16 protein-coding genes, 1 tRNA gene and 1 other RNA gene are annotated in these 15,449 nt (G+C 29.0%); 13 read left to right on the top strand and 5 right to left on the bottom strand.

All coding sequences use genetic code 11. The features are described 5' to 3' along the window. Positions 1-18: 18 nt before the first annotated feature. Positions 19-2,070 (bottom strand): methyl-accepting chemotaxis protein, encoded by a 2,052-nt coding sequence (locus M4I33_RS14335; protein WP_257917449.1) that lies wholly within the window; start codon positions 2,068-2,070, stop codon positions 19-21. 189 nt (positions 2,071-2,259) lie between these two features. On the opposite strand from M4I33_RS14335, the gene M4I33_RS14330 reads away from it, so the two are divergent. Together M4I33_RS14330 and ffs are read left to right on the top strand one after the other, a co-directional pair. Next, positions 2,260-2,350: transfer RNA gene (locus M4I33_RS14330), tRNA-Ser, on the top strand. 172 nt (positions 2,351-2,522) lie between these two features. Continuing rightward, positions 2,523-2,787, top strand: an RNA gene (ffs, locus tag M4I33_RS14325) — signal recognition particle sRNA large type. A 133-nt stretch (positions 2,788-2,920) separates the two neighbouring features. Here the strand turns inward: ffs and M4I33_RS14320 are convergent. From M4I33_RS14320 to M4I33_RS14310, 3 genes are all read right to left on the bottom strand, one after another. Next, positions 2,921-3,412 (bottom strand): dihydrofolate reductase, encoded by a 492-nt coding sequence (locus tag M4I33_RS14320; RefSeq protein WP_257917448.1) that lies wholly within the window; start codon positions 3,410-3,412, stop codon positions 2,921-2,923. Then, positions 3,412-4,203 (bottom strand): thymidylate synthase, encoded by a 792-nt coding sequence (locus M4I33_RS14315; protein ID WP_194192094.1) that lies wholly within the window; start codon positions 4,201-4,203, stop codon positions 3,412-3,414. The genes M4I33_RS14320 and M4I33_RS14315 overlap by 1 nt, the downstream gene beginning before the upstream one ends. A gap of 71 nt (positions 4,204-4,274) precedes the next feature. Beyond that, positions 4,275-4,892 (bottom strand): hypothetical protein, encoded by a 618-nt coding sequence (locus M4I33_RS14310; protein ID WP_257917447.1) that lies wholly within the window; start codon positions 4,890-4,892, stop codon positions 4,275-4,277. Between the two features lie 184 nt (positions 4,893-5,076). Between M4I33_RS14310 and dnaX the strand changes: the two genes are divergently transcribed. Together dnaX and M4I33_RS14300 are read left to right on the top strand one after the other, a co-directional pair. Beyond that, on the top strand, positions 5,077-6,711 hold the full coding sequence (dnaX, locus tag M4I33_RS14305) for a DNA polymerase III subunit gamma/tau (protein WP_257917446.1): 1,635 nt from the start codon (positions 5,077-5,079) through the stop codon (positions 6,709-6,711). 147 nt (positions 6,712-6,858) lie between these two features. After that, positions 6,859-7,197, top strand: coding sequence for a YbaB/EbfC family nucleoid-associated protein (locus tag M4I33_RS14300; protein ID WP_194192091.1), 339 nt, complete (start codon positions 6,859-6,861; stop codon positions 7,195-7,197). Between the two features lie 49 nt (positions 7,198-7,246). On the opposite strand, the gene M4I33_RS14295 is transcribed toward M4I33_RS14300, so the two are convergent. Further along, on the bottom strand, positions 7,247-7,684 hold the full coding sequence (locus M4I33_RS14295; RefSeq protein WP_257917445.1) for a hypothetical protein: 438 nt from the start codon (positions 7,682-7,684) through the stop codon (positions 7,247-7,249). A gap of 167 nt (positions 7,685-7,851) precedes the next feature. Between M4I33_RS14295 and recR the strand changes: the two genes are divergently transcribed. From recR to M4I33_RS14250, 9 genes are all read left to right on the top strand, one after another. Beyond that, positions 7,852-8,448 (top strand): recombination mediator RecR, encoded by a 597-nt coding sequence (gene recR / locus M4I33_RS14290; RefSeq protein WP_257917444.1) that lies wholly within the window; start codon positions 7,852-7,854, stop codon positions 8,446-8,448. Positions 8,449-8,651: 203 nt separating this feature from the next. Beyond that, entirely contained in the window at positions 8,652-8,930 is a 279-nt protein-coding gene (locus tag M4I33_RS14285; protein WP_257917443.1) for a YaaL family protein, read from the top strand. Positions 8,931-8,942: 12 nt separating this feature from the next. Continuing rightward, positions 8,943-9,194 carry a pro-sigmaK processing inhibitor BofA family protein gene (locus M4I33_RS14280; RefSeq protein WP_194192087.1) on the top strand — a complete coding sequence of 84 codons (252 nt, stop codon included), beginning with the start codon at positions 8,943-8,945 and terminating at the stop codon, positions 9,192-9,194. A gap of 123 nt (positions 9,195-9,317) precedes the next feature. Then, positions 9,318-10,232, top strand: a complete 915-nt coding sequence (locus tag M4I33_RS14275) for an ABC transporter ATP-binding protein (protein WP_257917442.1) — start codon at positions 9,318-9,320, stop codon at positions 10,230-10,232. Continuing rightward, a complete protein-coding gene (locus tag M4I33_RS14270) occupies positions 10,232-11,479 on the top strand; it encodes an ABC transporter permease subunit (protein WP_257917441.1) in 1,248 nt (415 codons plus the stop codon). Before M4I33_RS14275 ends, M4I33_RS14270 begins: the two co-directional genes overlap by 1 nt. Positions 11,480-11,626: 147 nt before the next feature. Then, on the top strand, positions 11,627-12,541 hold the full coding sequence (locus M4I33_RS14265) for an ABC transporter ATP-binding protein (RefSeq protein WP_257917440.1): 915 nt from the start codon (positions 11,627-11,629) through the stop codon (positions 12,539-12,541). Continuing rightward, positions 12,541-13,803 carry an ABC transporter permease subunit gene (locus tag M4I33_RS14260; protein WP_257917439.1) on the top strand — a complete coding sequence of 421 codons (1,263 nt, stop codon included), beginning with the start codon at positions 12,541-12,543 and terminating at the stop codon, positions 13,801-13,803. Before M4I33_RS14265 ends, M4I33_RS14260 begins: the two co-directional genes overlap by 1 nt. 118 nt (positions 13,804-13,921) lie before the next feature. Further along, complete coding sequence (locus M4I33_RS14255; protein ID WP_194192082.1) at positions 13,922-14,098, top strand: hypothetical protein; 177 nt, start codon at positions 13,922-13,924, stop codon at positions 14,096-14,098. A gap of 20 nt (positions 14,099-14,118) precedes the next feature. After that, positions 14,119-15,449 (top strand): carboxypeptidase M32 (locus M4I33_RS14250; protein ID WP_257917438.1); only part of this gene is annotated, 1,331 nt, incomplete at its 3' end.

Raw genomic sequence — 15,449 nt, 5'->3', positions numbered from 1 at the left:
AGTAAATATTAACATAAATTAGTCAATTATGAAATTTTCTACCTTAGATCTTACGTCTTCTGCTGTGAATTGTAATTCTCCAGCACTAGTATTAATTGTATCAAAAGTTAAGCTTTGCTCGTTAGCTGATGCAGAGAGTTCTTCTGTTATTGCAGCTATTTGCTGAGAGCTATCTGATACTTCAGAAATACTTATAAGAACGGCATTTTTCTTTTCATTTACTAAGTTTATTTCGTTTGAAATCATATTAGTTATAGAAACCATCTCATTTAGAGAAGTTTCCATTTCGCTAAATGAAGATGCCATTAATTTAAAGTAATTATTTTCGTCTGTATTTAGCTTTTCAGTGACATCTAGAGTAGTTTTAGTTTCACCTACTAAATTATCTATTTGATTTATTATATCTCTAATTTTTTCAGTTGCAATTTGAGTATCGCTTGAAAGTGTTCTTATTTCGTCAGATACTACAGCAAAGCCTTTTCCAGCCTCGCCAGCTCTTGCAGCTTCAATAGCAGCATTTAAAGATAAAAGGTTAGTTTGTTCTGCTATTTGGTTTATATCATTTAAGAAAGTGCTTATATTTTTAACTCCTCCGATTAATTTATCTATAGTAGATTTTAATTCTTCAAAACTACTATAAGACTGCTCTTTAGAATCTAATACTGTATCTAAATTCTTGTTGTTAGAATTTAAAGATTCAACAACAGAATCGCTTTGATTAATCATAAGTTTATTATTTTCTTCTAAAGAAATCATTGATAATTCTAATTCTTTAGTTTGATCCTCGCAGTTTTGTGCTTGAAGGGCTGAATCTGTGATTCTTTCAGTTATATTATTTATAGCTAAATTTATTTCGCTATTTGTTGCTGTAACTTCTTCATTTACAGCAGATAGATTACTAGATTGGTCTGTAACTGTATTTATTGTAGTTTTAACTTCTCTAAGAGTAGTAGATAAACTGTCTAAGGCTATATTTAACTCATCAGAAAGTTCTTCTATCTCGTCTTTAGTTTTTATATCTGTAATTCTAAAGTTTAATTCTCCCTTAGCTATCTTTGCAGTATAGTCCTTTAATTTCTTTATAGGATTTGAGAACTTTTTAGCTGCATATGATGTGTAGATTAAAGATATTATCAATATAACTAAAGTAAGGATACCTGATGTGTATAATATCCTCATAATAGGCTCGTTTATATCAGATTTGTGCCCAGTAGAATGAACTGTCCAACCTAAACCAGGTATTTTATCTGTTATAGCTAGTTTATCTGACCCTTTGTAGTTGTAAGAAACTTCACTCATTCCGTCCCCTAAGTCTTTTGTATCAGAAATATCTAATTTTATTTCTGTTCCTATTAAAGAATCATCTACGTTATAAACGACTTGTCCTTTTTTATCAGTTAAAAATACGTTATACCTATCAACATTATACTTCTTTAAAAGGTCAACATAAGCATCAGAAGTTAAATCTTTACCTATCATTCCAATAAAGTTTCCTTTTTCATCTGTCATTCTTCTTGCTATAACGTTTATATGTTTTCCAGATGAGTCTGTAGAAACTAACATATCAGAAATATATGTATCTTCTCCCTCTTTCATTTTCTTGAAATAATCTCTCTCAGAAACGTCTGCTAAAAGTACAGATTCATCACCAGAAGCTACTATAATACCGTCTTTATTAACTAGGTAAACATCAGATACGTATTTTTTACTCATATCTTTTTTTAATATTTTATTTAATTCTTCTTGTGATTTTTTTAGTTTAGCGTCTTTTCCTTTAAGGTCATTTACATTTGATGCTGCTAAATCTCTAAATTTTGGATCAAATAAAAATCCGTTTATTTCAAGAGATTCGCTATCTAAAAAATATTTTATTGTGGAAGCTATTCCACGTGCATCGGATTGGAATATTGAAATTATTTGTTCTTCTTGAATCGGCTTTGATAAGAAGAATGATAGGGTAGAGGTTGCAATCTGACTAAAGATTAAAACACTTCCAACTAAAAGTATAAATTTCCCTCTAATAGATTTAGTAAATGAGATATTTTTTATTTTATTTTTAAAGTTATTCAAGTTTTGTTCCTCCTTTTCATTTGTAATTATTTTGAAGTGGTTATATTATCGTAGATATTGTAGAAAAATTAAGTATTTAATAAATAAAAGTTATTAATAATAAAAAATAAATAAATGAAAATGTTTAGAAATGATAAATATAGATGAGTTTTAAAAATTAAAGTAATGTGATATTATTAGTATGTATAAGGAGAGATGTCCGAGTGGCCGAAGGAGCACGCCTGGAAAGCGTGTATAGGATTTACTTCTATCAGGGGTTCAAATCCCCTTCTCTCCGCCAAAGAATTTTACTCTCATAAAAAACCATTGAATTTAAAAAGTTTATATGATATTATTAGTGAGTAAATTAAATCATGAATATGGAGAGTCCTAAAATTTCTTAAACTTTAAGAAATTTTGCAGTGCGAGTAGAGTACTCTACTGTAGGTGCAACTCCTACACTCTTTACCATACCGTGCTAGATGGGGAGTTAGCGGTGCCCTGTAACTTGCAATCCGCTATAGCAAGATCGAAGTCCTCGTAGAGGCCTTAAACTTTAGGGTCTGCCCTACGTAAGTGGTGTTGATGGCTGGGTCCCACGCAACGGGAGCCCATGAACTTTGTCAGGTCCGGAAGGAAGCAGCAATAAGTGGTTTCTTCCGTGTGCCGTGGATCAATCTGGCCTGAGCTAACTGCGGAGGTAACGCCTAGAGTTTATTGTCGAAGCGAGGTGCATGGTTTTTTTATGAAAAAAAATAGCTAATTTAAATAAATTAGGTTACTCTTCAATAGGATTTAGATAGAGAACAATAGGATAAGAAAGAGAGGGCGTCTTACTTTTGTAAGATACCCTCTTTTTCTATTCTTAAAACTATTTTCTTTTTAAATCTATAAACTCATAATTTAATCCACTTTTTTCGTCTAATAACTTAGGAGAACTGTTAATAACTTCCCAGTTATCAAGGTCTATCTGTGGAAAGAAAGTATCAGCTTCAAAGTCTTTGTGAATCTTAGTTAGATATATTTTATCTGCATAAGGCATTAAAGACTTATATATTTCACCGCCACCTATTATAAAAACTTCTTCTTTAGAATCTTTATATTCCTTTAAAAAGTCATCTAAATTATTAAATACAGTAACTTTATCAGAAGAAACAGAAAAATTCTTATCTCTAGTTAAAATTAAATGAGGTCTGTTTGGTAAAATACCAGGAAGAGACTCGAAAGTCTTTCTTCCCATAAAGATTTTGTGAGCTGATGTAATTTCTTTAAATCTTTTTAAATCTTCAGAAATATGCCATAAAAGCTTGTTATCTTTTCCGATAGCATTGTTAGAAGCTGTAGCAACTATTATAGATAACATTATACTGAAACCTCCATTTTTATTGATGGATGGTATTCATAGTTTTCTAGTTTTATATCTTCTGGAGTGAAATCGTAGAAATCTTTAATTTCTGGATTTAACCAAAGCTTTGGTGCTTCGTAAGCATCGTTTCTTCTGCTTAATTGGATTTTCATTCCTTCGATTTGATTTTCATATATGTGAGCATTATTTATTACGTGAGTAAATAAACCAGGTTTTAATCCTGTAACTTGTGCAATTAAGTGAACAAGCACTGCGTATTGAGTAGTGTTAAAAGGAACACCTAGTGGAATATCTCCACTTCTTTGTACTAGCATACAGTTAAGTCTACCATCTGTTACATCCCACATAGTTAGGAAACAACAAGGGTGAAGTGCACCTGTATCTAAGTATGGAATTTGCCAAAGGTTTATCATCATTCTTCTATCTTGAGGATTATTTTTTAAAGCTTCGATTAATTTATCTAATTGATCGAATTTTTTAACAACCCATCCGTAAGAAGTTCCTATAGTTCCGTCTTCCATCATCCATTCGTTCCAGATTTTAACGTTTTGTTCTTGTAGTTTTTTTACGCTATTTGATTGATCTTTATATATCCATAAAAGCTCTTTTACAGCAGTTTTAAAAGCTACGAATTTAGTAGTTAAAATAGGAAATTCTTTTTCTAAATCAAATTGCATAAATTGGTGAGGAATTTTGTAAGTAGCTACACCAGTTCTGTTTTGATCGTAATAACCGTTATCTAATATCTTTTCTACAATATCTAAGTATTGTTTGTCATAAAGACTCATAAAAAGACACCCCTTTCTAAAAATATCTACTTAATTCTATATTATAGATTATAATAATTCAAATTAATATATTAAATAAATAATATGTGGAGACACATAAGAACTATAAAAGATATTCCTAGATGTTTGTGAGCTAAAATATTTTTATTAAAAATTCTAAAAATACCAGATACTATAATAATAAATAAATTAACCATAGCTAAAATTCCAAAGATATATCCTAAATTCCATTTGAATCCTAGTGATAAAAAAATGCAGCCATGTATTAAAATTATTGAACCTGCAAGAAGTGCAAAAATTATATGGAACCTTTGAAAAAATTTAGCAAAGGGCATTAAAATTTCTCTGAATTTTTTAAAAGGATAACTATCTAATATTCTATTTGAAATGTCAGTTGGTATTTCAAAATTAAATCTTGATAATTGTTTATTTAATAAAGAAACTCCACGAGAACTTAAATCTTTAATCAAAAATCTCAAAACAAATAAGCCTAAAGCTAAGAAAAATCCAATTTCAGAAATAGTAGCTATATTTTTTGCAAATGATTTTAAAGGTTTATAAGTAAAGCTTAAAAAATAATTTGAAGTGAAAAAGTATATAGCAAATGATAAAGATGCTAAAAATAATATTATTCCTACAAAAAAGAATATCAAATGAGACTTTTGAAATTTATTAAGTTTATTTTTCATTACTTTTCCTCCTTATACGAGTATATATAAACATTATCTAACGAAAATTTTATTAAATAAATAAAAAAACTAAATCTTAATACTAAATTAGTAATTTGTATATAATTATGAAATCTATTAATTAATTACTGATTAGTGTATAATAATATGTAAACTTAAACTTTAAAAAGAAGAGGTGATAACCTTGGCATATACAGCATTGTATAGAGAATGGAGACCTAAAACATTTAAAGATGTAGTAGGGCAAGAACATATAACGACAACGCTTAAAAATCAAATATTAAACGATAGAATAGCTCACGCATATCTTTTTTGCGGAACTAGAGGAACAGGTAAAACCTCTACTGCTAAAGTTTTTGCAAAAGCAGTAAACTGCACTAACTTACAAGAAGGCGGAGAACCTTGTAACGAATGTGATATGTGCAAAAAGATAAATGAAGGATTAGCTATAGATGTTACAGAACTAGATGCAGCATCAAATAACGGTATAGATAAAATTAGAGATATTATAGATGACGCTAAATATCCTCCTCAAGAAGCTAAATATAAAGTATATATTATGGATGAGGTTCACATGCTTTCAACAGGGGCTGTAAACGCGTTTTTAAAAACTTTAGAAGAACCTCCATCTAACGTAATATTTATATTAGCAACAACAGATCCTCAAAAATTACCTATAACTATACTTTCAAGATGTCAAAGGTTTGACGTTAAAAGAATAAGTAATGAGGATATAAAAAAGAGGCTTAGAGAAATAGTAGATAGTAAAGGAATCTATGCTGAAGATAAGAGTTTAGAACTTGTAGCTAGAGTATCTGATGGTGCTATGAGAGATTCTTTAAGTATATTAGATCAAGCTATTTCTATGGGAAATGGAGCAGTAGATTATAACGAACTAGTTTCTATGCTAGGGCTTGTTACTAACGAATATCTACTAAAATTAACAGAGTGCGCTATAGAAAAAAATATTGAAGGTGCTGTAGGAACTATAGACGATATAGTTTTTGCAGGAAAAGATGTATTCTTATTTATAAAAGATTTAGTAGCTCACTATAGAAATCTTCTTATGGTTAAAGTAACAAATAATCCAGAAGAAGTTTTAGATATGTCTTTAGAAAATATAGAATTAATAAAAGAGCAAGGAAACAGAATAAGAGTAGAAGAGATAATGAGAAGTATTAGAATACTTCAAGAAGCAGAAGCTAATGCAAAATTATCAAAACAAGCTAGATTATATCTTGAACTTGCTATAATAAAGATTTGTAAAATAGAGTATGATAATTCAAATGAAGTAATACTTTCAAGAATAAACAGACTTGAAACTGCACTTAAATCAGGGAAAATAGTAGTTTCAAAAGGTGCATCTCCTAAAGAAGAGGGGGCTGTAACTTCTACTAATTCACTTAATAGTATGAAAGCTAAAGTAGCACCTAAAAAAGAAACAGTTCACACGTATGGTGATGATGAATTATCTAATAGCATCAACATAACTGCAGTAAAATCTTCTTGGAGAGATATCTTAGAAGAACTTAAAAATAGAAGAAATATGATAATTTACGCATCTATTACTACAGGTAGGCCAGCTGCATGTGAAAATGGAGTAGTCACTATAGAATACGATGAACAATACTCATTTAACAAAGAAAGATTAGAAAAGCCAGATAATAACAAAGTAATAAATGAAGTCTTTTCTGATGTTTTAAAAAATAGAGTAAGAGTTAATTTTATAGTTAAAGAAAATAATGAAGAAGTTAAAAATCCAGAAGAAGTTTTAACTGATGTTATCGGTTCAGACTTTTTAGAGATTATTGACGAATAAATAAATATTAAAGTTAAAACACTAAGGTACAAAAAAACATAGGGTATCATAGTATAAAATAAAACATAAGAATATAACCTTATAGAAAAGCAAATAAAAATAATATATAATAAAAATTAGATTTTAATTTTTAGAGGAGGACTATTTATGGCAAAAGGTGGATTCCCAGGTGGCATGGGAGGAATGAATAACTTAATGAAGCAAGCTCAACAAATGCAAAAGAAAATGGAACAAATGCAAAAAGAGCTTGAAGAAAAAGAATTCGAAGCATCAGTTGGAGGCGGAGCTGTTACTGTTAAAACTAACGGTAAAAAAGAAGTTCTATCTATAAACATAAAGCCTGAAGTTGTTGATGAAGATGACGTAGAAATGTTAGAAGACTTAATTCTTAGTGCAGTAAACGAAGCGTTAAGAAAAGCAGAACAAGAAACTTCAAGTCAAATGGGTAAATTAACTGGTGGAATGAATATACCAGGATTATTCTAATAAATAAAAATAGCTATCTTTTTTTAGATAGCTATTTTTTTATTTTAAATTAATTAGATTCTAACAAAAGATCATATATTTTTTTCATCTCAGGAGAGAAATCTTTATCTTTTTTATTTTCATCTACTAAATAATAATTTTTCTTTTTTGTTTCTAATATTATCTTGTAAATTTTTTTGTTTTCTTCAGGAAGAGTTTCCTCTAAAATATCGAATTTATTTACATCCTTTAAAGGTATTTTAGTTAAACCATTAACTTCAGCTTCTCCTGTAAGTGGCAAAAAGTAAACACTTTCTAGGTAAAAATATCTATCAGAAAGAGTTAAAATAAAGTTTTCCATAACGCTACCTGCGCTAGAAGGAGCTAGAAATGATAAAACACTTCCAAACAAAAAGCTTTTTGCAGCATCACTGTTAGATGCAGGTTTCTTTACTACTATACTTATTAGTTGATTTTCTCCAGGCTCTAGTTCAATCATTCTTTTCATAAAATCGTCCCCCTTTATTGATTTTATTATATCACCACTAAAGTAAAAAAATTACACTCTGAGGAATTAATAACAAATTATTTAAGATTTCAAAAAAAGTTTGTCCTAAATGGTTTTTTAGATTAAACTACATTTATGAAGATAAAAAGAAAGAGGGAAATTAAATTATGGAATTTTATCCAGTTGCTATAGAAAAATTAATAGAAGAGTTTGCAAAGCTACCTAGTATAGGGAAAAAATCAGCGCAAAGATTAACTTTACATATATTAAACTTACCGGAAGATGAAGTAAGGGACTTTGCAAATGCACTAGTTCAAGCTAGAGGAACTATAAAGTATTGTTCAGTTTGCGGAAACTTTACAGATAGTGACCCTTGTTCTATTTGTTCAAATCCTTCAAGGGATAAAAGCACTATTTGCGTAGTTGAAGAACCTAAAGACATTATGACTATGGAAAAAGTTAAAGAATATAATGGAGTATATCATGTACTTCATGGAAATCTTTCTCCTATGCAAGGAAGAGGACCGCAAGATATTAGAATAAGAGAATTAGTATCTAGAATGAGAGAAGAAGTTAAAGAAGTTATAGTAGCTACAAACCCTAATATTGAAGGTGAAGCTACAGCTATGTATATAGCAAAAATACTTAAACCATTAGATGTAAAAGTAACTAGAATAGCTGCAGGAATACCAGTTGGTGGAGATTTAGAATATGCAGACGAAGTTACATTATCAAAGGCATTAGAAGGAAGAACCCAAATATAAAAAAAGAAGGACTCAAAAATTTGAGTCCTTAAAATATAGATGGGAGTTAGAAGTTTTGTTTGAGAATGAGTGAAAAGCTTCTTATAGTTTTAATATATGGACTATAGAAAAAAATGTTCCTTAAAGTTTAATAGGTTGTATATAATTTTAGTTTCTTGGAAAAAATTAAAATATAAAAATGATTTTTTTCGGAGGGGTAGATTATGAATAGTAAATTTTTAGGAGAGTATTTTAAATGGGGCAAAATAGAATCAGAGGACGACAAACTTTTAGCGGAAATTGAACAATCTAAAGCTGAAATGGAAATTGCAGCAAGCGTATTTAATAATGTTAGAGATCCATTATTAGTAGAAGTTGCAATTTATGCAGAAAAAGCAGCAAAAAAAAGATATGAATATCTAATTGAAGTTGCGAAAAAAAATCATATTTCAGTAGATGGAGAATATATAATAGAAAGATGTACAAGACTTGCAAAGTATTAAGGAGTGAATCAAATGTCTAATGGAGAAATAATTATATATGGGCTAGTAGGAGTAGTAATCTTATATGTTTTATTAAAATTATTAAAATGGCCAATAAAATTACTTATTAACGGAATAGCTGGAGTTATCGCGTTATATATAGTTAATTTATTAGGTGCATCATTTGGTATAAGTATAGGAATAAATATATTCACAGCTCTTATAGCAGGTATCTTAGGATTACCTGGAATAATAGCGCTTATATTATTTCAAATGTTTTTCTAAGGATAAGGCAATCTAAATATTTAGATTGCCTTATTTTTTTTTAAGAAATTGTTAAGGAAAAATGGGACTTTAAATTAAGGAAATATATGTAACATGGATATATAGAGACAAGGGGGAATAGTAGTGAAAGTATTAGAAGTTAAAGGATTAAAAAAGAAAATTGGATCTAGAGAAATAATTAAGGATTTAAGTTTTTCAATTGAAGAAGGTGAAATTTACGGATTTTTAGGGCCTAACGGAGCTGGAAAGACGACTACTATAAGAATGTTAGTTGGACTAATTCACCCAACGCGTGGAGAAATAACTATATGTGGTGACAACCTTTTAAAAAACAAAGAGAAAGCCTTAAAAGATGTAGGAGCTATAGTTGAAAATCCAGAGCTTTATTCTTACCTTTCAGGAAGAGAAAATCTTATGCAAATAGCATATATAAGAAGAGTAAGTAAAGAAGAAGTAAATGAACTTATAAAGACTGTAGGTTTAGAAGAGAGAATAGATGATAAGGTAAAGAAATATTCTTTAGGGATGAAACAAAGACTAGGACTTGCAGCTGCCTTAATCGGAAAACCAAAGCTTTTAATTTTAGATGAACCTACGAATGGACTTGACCCTTCAGGAATAATTGATTTTAGAAGTATAGTAAAATCAGCAGCAAGAAAACATAATATGGCAGTTCTAATTTCTTCACATATATTATCAGAGGTACAACAGCTTTGTGATAAGGTTGCATTTATAAATGATGGTGTAATAAAGGCTGTAGAAGATATGGATATAGCTATAAGTAGCGTAGAAAAAGAAAGCATAACTTTAATAGCATCAACTGATATAAAAGATGCAGTTAACAAAATAAAAACTATTGAATTTGTTACAGCTGTAGAAGAGAAAAATGGTGTAATTAATATAGTTATCGAATCGAATAAAGCTCCAGAGCTAGTTAGAGAAATAGTTAAATTAGAAATCGGAGTAGAAGAGTTTAAGAAAAATAGAGAAGGATTAGAACAAAGGTATATGGAACTTGTTGAAGGGGGAATAAGATAATGCTTTTTAGATTAATAATAAACGAACTTAAAAAAATATTTAAAAGGCCTAAAACTTGGGTTGTATTTGCATTATTCTTTGCATTTATTTTAGGATTAAATATAATTAGTTATAAATCAGCTAAAAATTGGGAAGAAAACTCTAAAGTAGAAAATAGAATAAAGTCAGAGCAAGATTATTTAGCACACGAAAAAAATAATTTAAAAGAAAATGAGAACAATTTAAAAAATTCTACAGATAATAAAGATAAAGAATTCTATAAATCTGAAGTAGAGCGTTTAAAACAATCAGTTATAAATATAGAAGATACTATAAAGTCTTTAGAAAAAGAAAAAAATAATCCACCAAAAACTTGGCAAGAAGAAGTAAAGATAGACAAAAAAGAATTAACAAACAGACTAGAAGAATTAAAAAGACAGGAAAATAACATATATACAAAAAGGGAAGAGATCACTCTTAAAAGAGAAATAGAAAATAAAGATTATTATTTAAATAATAATATAAAACCTGTAGATAGATTTGGATTTTCAATAGGAGAAAACTTTGGAGTAATTTCAACTTTATTAGGGCTTGGAATACTTGCAGCAGGGATTGCTGTATTTGCAAGTGATATAGTTTCAGGAGAATGTACACCTCCAACATTTAAATTTTTATTAGTACAACCTATAAGTAGAAGCAAAGTAATATTATCAAAATATATATCAATAGTTTTAACAACGGTAATTCTAATAATAGGAACGCAGCTTTTAATAACGGTCTTAGGGGTCGGAATTGTAGACGGATTTGATACTTTAAAATCTATGGTGTTTGTAGACCAAAGATATGAGTTTATAAAGCAAGGAGCAGAAACTATGCTTATGCCTATAGAAACTACAGGAGAATATATAACTTACGGAGCATTTTTATTAAGAGGGTTCGCTATGCAAACTTTATTTGTAATAGCTGTAACTAGCTTTGTGTTTATGATATCTTCATTATTTAAGAGCAGTATGATGTCTATGGCAGTTTCAGTAGTTGTAGGAGTACTTGGATCTGCAACTATGTCAATACCATATATAAATAAATTCGCAAACCTAAACTTTTTAAGTTATGGTGATGTTGCAAGTGTAATGACAGGTGAGATAAATCAAATGCATTATATTACTAATATACTACCTCAAACAGGAATAATTGTTATGATAGTAACTATTATAGTAACATACTTAATAGCTCATACAAGATTTGTAAAAAGAGATATATTAGTTTAAAATAAAGAAAGATGCTAAAACTTTAAAGTTTTAGCATCTTTTTTATTTTATAAGTTTAAGAAAAGATTAAGGAAATACTTTTAAATATATTAAGATACATAATGTATTCTAAGAATAATAGGTTTATAGGGGGTATAGAGGAGCTTTATGAAAGTTTTAGAGGTAAACAATCTTAAAAAAAGAATAGGGAGTAGAGAAATAATAAAAGATTTAAATTTTTCAATAGAAGAAGGAGAAATATTTGGATTTTTAGGGCCTAACGGTGCAGGGAAAACTACTACTATAAGAATGCTTGTAGGATTAATGCTACCTACTTATGGAGAAATAAAGATATGTGGAATAAATTTAGTTAAAGATAAAGAAATAGCCTTAAGAGATGTAGGTGCTATTGTTGAAAACCCTGAGCTTTACTCATATCTAACAGGAAGACAAAACCTTATGCAAATAGCAAGAATAAGAAGGGTTTCAAAAGAAGAGATAGAAGAACTTATAAAAACTGTAGGACTTCAAAACAGAATAGATGATAAAGTTAAAAAATACTCTCTTGGTATGAAACAAAGGTTAGGTCTTGCAGCAGCTTTGATTGGAAGACCTAAACTTTTAATTTTAGATGAGCCTACTAATGGACTTGACCCTTCTGGAATAATAGATTTTAGAAATATAGTAAAGACTGCGTCTAGAAAATATAATATGTCTGTTCTTATTTCATCTCATATTTTATCTGAAATACAACAGCTTTGTGATAGGGTTGCTTTTATAAACGAAGGTGTTATACAAAGTGTAGAAGATATGAATATAGCTATACATAATATAGAAAAAGAAAGCTTAAGCTTAGTAGTTTCTAGTGATATTAAAGAAGCACTTTTAGCACTTCAAAAAGTTCCGTTTGTTGCAAGTGCAAAAGAAAAAAACGGAGTTATAAATATAATTATAGAGTGGGATATGACTCCAGAACTTATAGAAAACTTAGTTAAATACGGAGTTAAAATAGAAGAAATACGTAAAAATAGAGATGGACTTGAAAGAAGATATATGGAATTAGTTAAAGGGGGCGTGAAATAGTGCTTTTTAGCTTAGTTAAAAATGAACTTATAAAGATTTTTTGTAAAAAGAAGACTTGGTTTATAATTATAGCTACTTTATGTGGATTAGTTCTTATGAACTTTCTTATGTATATGCAAGCAGAAGAAAGAAGAAAGAGCGATTTACCTGAAAATATAATAAAACAAATAGAACTTAATATAGCAGAATATAAGAGTAGAATAATAGAAACTAAAGAAACAATAGAAGATTTAGATAAAAACACGGACAAAGAAAAGTTAGAATATCTAAAAGAAAATCTTAAAGATGAAGAAAATCAATTGAAAAATGAGAAAGAATATTTAAATCAAATAAAAAAAGAAATGAATCTACCAGAAAAAACTTGGAGAGAAAAAGTTAAAGAAGAGATTGATTCATTAAACGTTAGAAAAAAAGAAATTTTAAAACTTAGTAACCGAAGTGCAGATAACAATCAAGAATTAGATAATATAAATAGAAGTATAGAACAAAAAACGTATTATTTAGATAATAATGTGGAACCTATAGATAGCTATGGATTTTCTCTTGGGGGAAATGCTATGTATATATTTTTCTTTTTAGGAGTTGGGATTATAGGAGCTTTAATGTCTGTATTTATGAGTGATATAGTTTCAGGGGAATGTAGCCCTCCAACCTTTAAATTTTTACTTGTACAGCCTATAAGTAGAACTAAAATTTTAGTTTCAAAAATTATAGCAATAAATATAGTAGCCCTTCTTATAATTTTGGGGTCTGAATTTATTGTAAATATAATAGGCTTAGGGATTATCGATGGTTTTGATTCTTTAAAGTCATTAATAACAGTTGGAGAAGAGTTTAGGAAAGTCTTTAGATATGATACTTTAAATATGGAACTTATAAATGGTTCAGGTTATTTTATAACTTATTTTGAATTTATATTAAGAGGTTTTATGTATCAATCTGTGTTTTTAATAACATTAACTTCTTTTATATTTATGATTTCATCATTATTTAAAAGTAACATTATGTCTATGTCTGTTTCTGTAATAATAACAGTAATCGGAGGAATTTTACCCTCAATTGAACTTTTAAGAAATGGAATTCTTAAATACTCTTTCCTAAGTTATGGAGATGTGACGCATCTTATTACAGGATGGTTAGGTGAAAGGTTGTACGTTGAAAATTTAACACCTAATTTTGCAGTTATAGTTATGTTAATAACTACAGCAGTATGTTATATGATATCTTTTTTAAGGTTTAAAAATAGAGATATAATTATATAAAATTAAGGGATAATCTTAAAGGCTTAAGATTATCCTTTTTAAATTTAATAATGTTTTTACTATAAGGAAATTTATATTTGGTATAATAAGTGTAAAGATGAAATTAGGAGTGAAAGAAATGGCAGCAGGAACAGGTGTTAATTGCAAGGAATGTCCAGAACTTAAGAATGGTAACTGTGACGGAAAAGATTTAGGTTGCGTTTGCTATAAATGTCCTAGAAAATTAAGTGTTTGCATGATAACTAAATATTGCAGGGAAACAGAATCAGTCTTATACTTTGGACCAGAATGGTAAAAAGGAGAGTGCATTAAATTATGAGAGAAGAAAAACTTAAAGAATTAAAAAAATATATTGAATCTATTGCGGTTACGAATAGAGCTTTAGAGGTTGTGTATTGGGATATGCAAACAAAGATGCCTAAAAAGGCAATAGAGCAAAGGGCAGAGATAGTAGAACATTTATCAGGAGAATCTTTTAAGATGACAACTTCAGATAAAATGTTTGAACTTTTAAATTATTTCGCGGGAAATAACGAAGATCTTTCAGAAATAGACAAAGCTATGATAAAGCTTTACAGAAAAGAATATGAAGAAACTAACAAAATACCTGAAACAAGATATAGAGAATTTACTATAGCATCAACTCTTTCACAAGGGGCATGGGAAGAAGCAAGAGAAAAAAATGATTTTGAAATATTTAAGCCACACCTAAAAAATATGGTAGAATTTCAAAAAGAATTTATAAGATATTGGGGCTTCGAGAAGAATCCATACGATACTCTTTTAGATAAGTATGAAGAGGGAATGACTGTAGAAAAGCTAGATAAAATATTTAAAGAACTTAAAGACGGAATATTAGATATATTAGATAAAATAAAAAAATCTAACAAAAAAATAGATAGAAGTTTTTTAGTTGGAGATTTTAAAAAAGAAAAGCAAGAGAAGTTTTCTAAGTTCGTTTTAAGAAAAATGGGATATGACTTTGATTTTGGTAGGTTAGATGAGAGCACCCACCCATTTACTATAGGTTTTGGAAATAAGGACGTTAGAATAACTACTAACTATAATAATGATTTTACATCATGTCTTTATAGCTGTATTCACGAGGCAGGGCACGGAATTTACGAACAAGACATTCCAGATTCTATGCAAAAAACAGGTTTAGATTCAGCTATATCTATGAGTATACACGAGTCTCAATCAAGATTTTATGAAAATATTATAGGAAGAAGCAAGGCGTTTTGGAAGTACTTCATAAACTATGCAAAATACGAATTTGAAGAATTTAGTGATATAAGTTTTGAGGATTTTTACGATGCTATAAATTATGTAGAACCTTCTTTAATAAGAACAGAGGCGGACGAATTAACTTATAGTATCCACATAATTATAAGATACGAAATAGAAAAAGCACTTATAAACGGAGATATAGATGTAGATGGAGTAGAGAAAATGTGGAACTCTAAATATAAAGAATATTTAGGGGTAGAACCAACTGATGATAATTCAGGAATTCTTCAAGACATACATTGGTCTGACGGATCTTTTGGATACTTCCCAAGTTATGCGTTAGGAAACCTTATAGGGTGTGTAATTATAGGATTTATTTTTATTAAGAGTGGTTCAGGAAGCAATATCTTCCCAAG

The organism is Clostridium sp. LY3-2, from assembly GCF_024705715.1.
Classification (GTDB): domain Bacteria; phylum Bacillota; class Clostridia; order Clostridiales; family Clostridiaceae; genus Clostridium.
This window is presented reverse-complemented; position numbering and strand designations above follow the sequence as displayed.

Bases quoted from the DNA above. Each gene is read 5' to 3' on its own strand.
- recR (WP_257917444.1), top strand. From the start codon at position 7,852: ATGGAATTTTATCCAGTTGCTATAGAAAAATTAATAGAAGAGTTTGCA.
- M4I33_RS14285 (WP_257917443.1), top strand. From the start codon at position 8,652: ATGAATAGTAAATTTTTAGGAGAGTATTTTAAATGGGGCAAAATAGAA.
- M4I33_RS14265 (WP_257917440.1), top strand. From the start codon at position 11,627: ATGAAAGTTTTAGAGGTAAACAATCTTAAAAAAAGAATAGGGAGTAGA.
- M4I33_RS14315 (WP_194192094.1), bottom strand. From the start codon at position 4,203: ATGAGTCTTTATGACAAACAATACTTAGATATTGTAGAAAAGATATTA.
- M4I33_RS14300 (WP_194192091.1), top strand. From the start codon at position 6,859: ATGGCAAAAGGTGGATTCCCAGGTGGCATGGGAGGAATGAATAACTTA.
- M4I33_RS14270 (WP_257917441.1), top strand. From the start codon at position 10,232: ATGCTTTTTAGATTAATAATAAACGAACTTAAAAAAATATTTAAAAGG.
- M4I33_RS14320 (WP_257917448.1), bottom strand. From the start codon at position 3,412: ATGTTATCTATAATAGTTGCTACAGCTTCTAACAATGCTATCGGAAAA.
- M4I33_RS14310 (WP_257917447.1), bottom strand. From the start codon at position 4,892: ATGAAAAATAAACTTAATAAATTTCAAAAGTCTCATTTGATATTCTTT.
- M4I33_RS14280 (WP_194192087.1), top strand. From the start codon at position 8,943: ATGTCTAATGGAGAAATAATTATATATGGGCTAGTAGGAGTAGTAATC.
- M4I33_RS14255 (WP_194192082.1), top strand. From the start codon at position 13,922: ATGGCAGCAGGAACAGGTGTTAATTGCAAGGAATGTCCAGAACTTAAG.
- M4I33_RS14295 (WP_257917445.1), bottom strand. From the start codon at position 7,684: ATGAAAAGAATGATTGAACTAGAGCCTGGAGAAAATCAACTAATAAGT.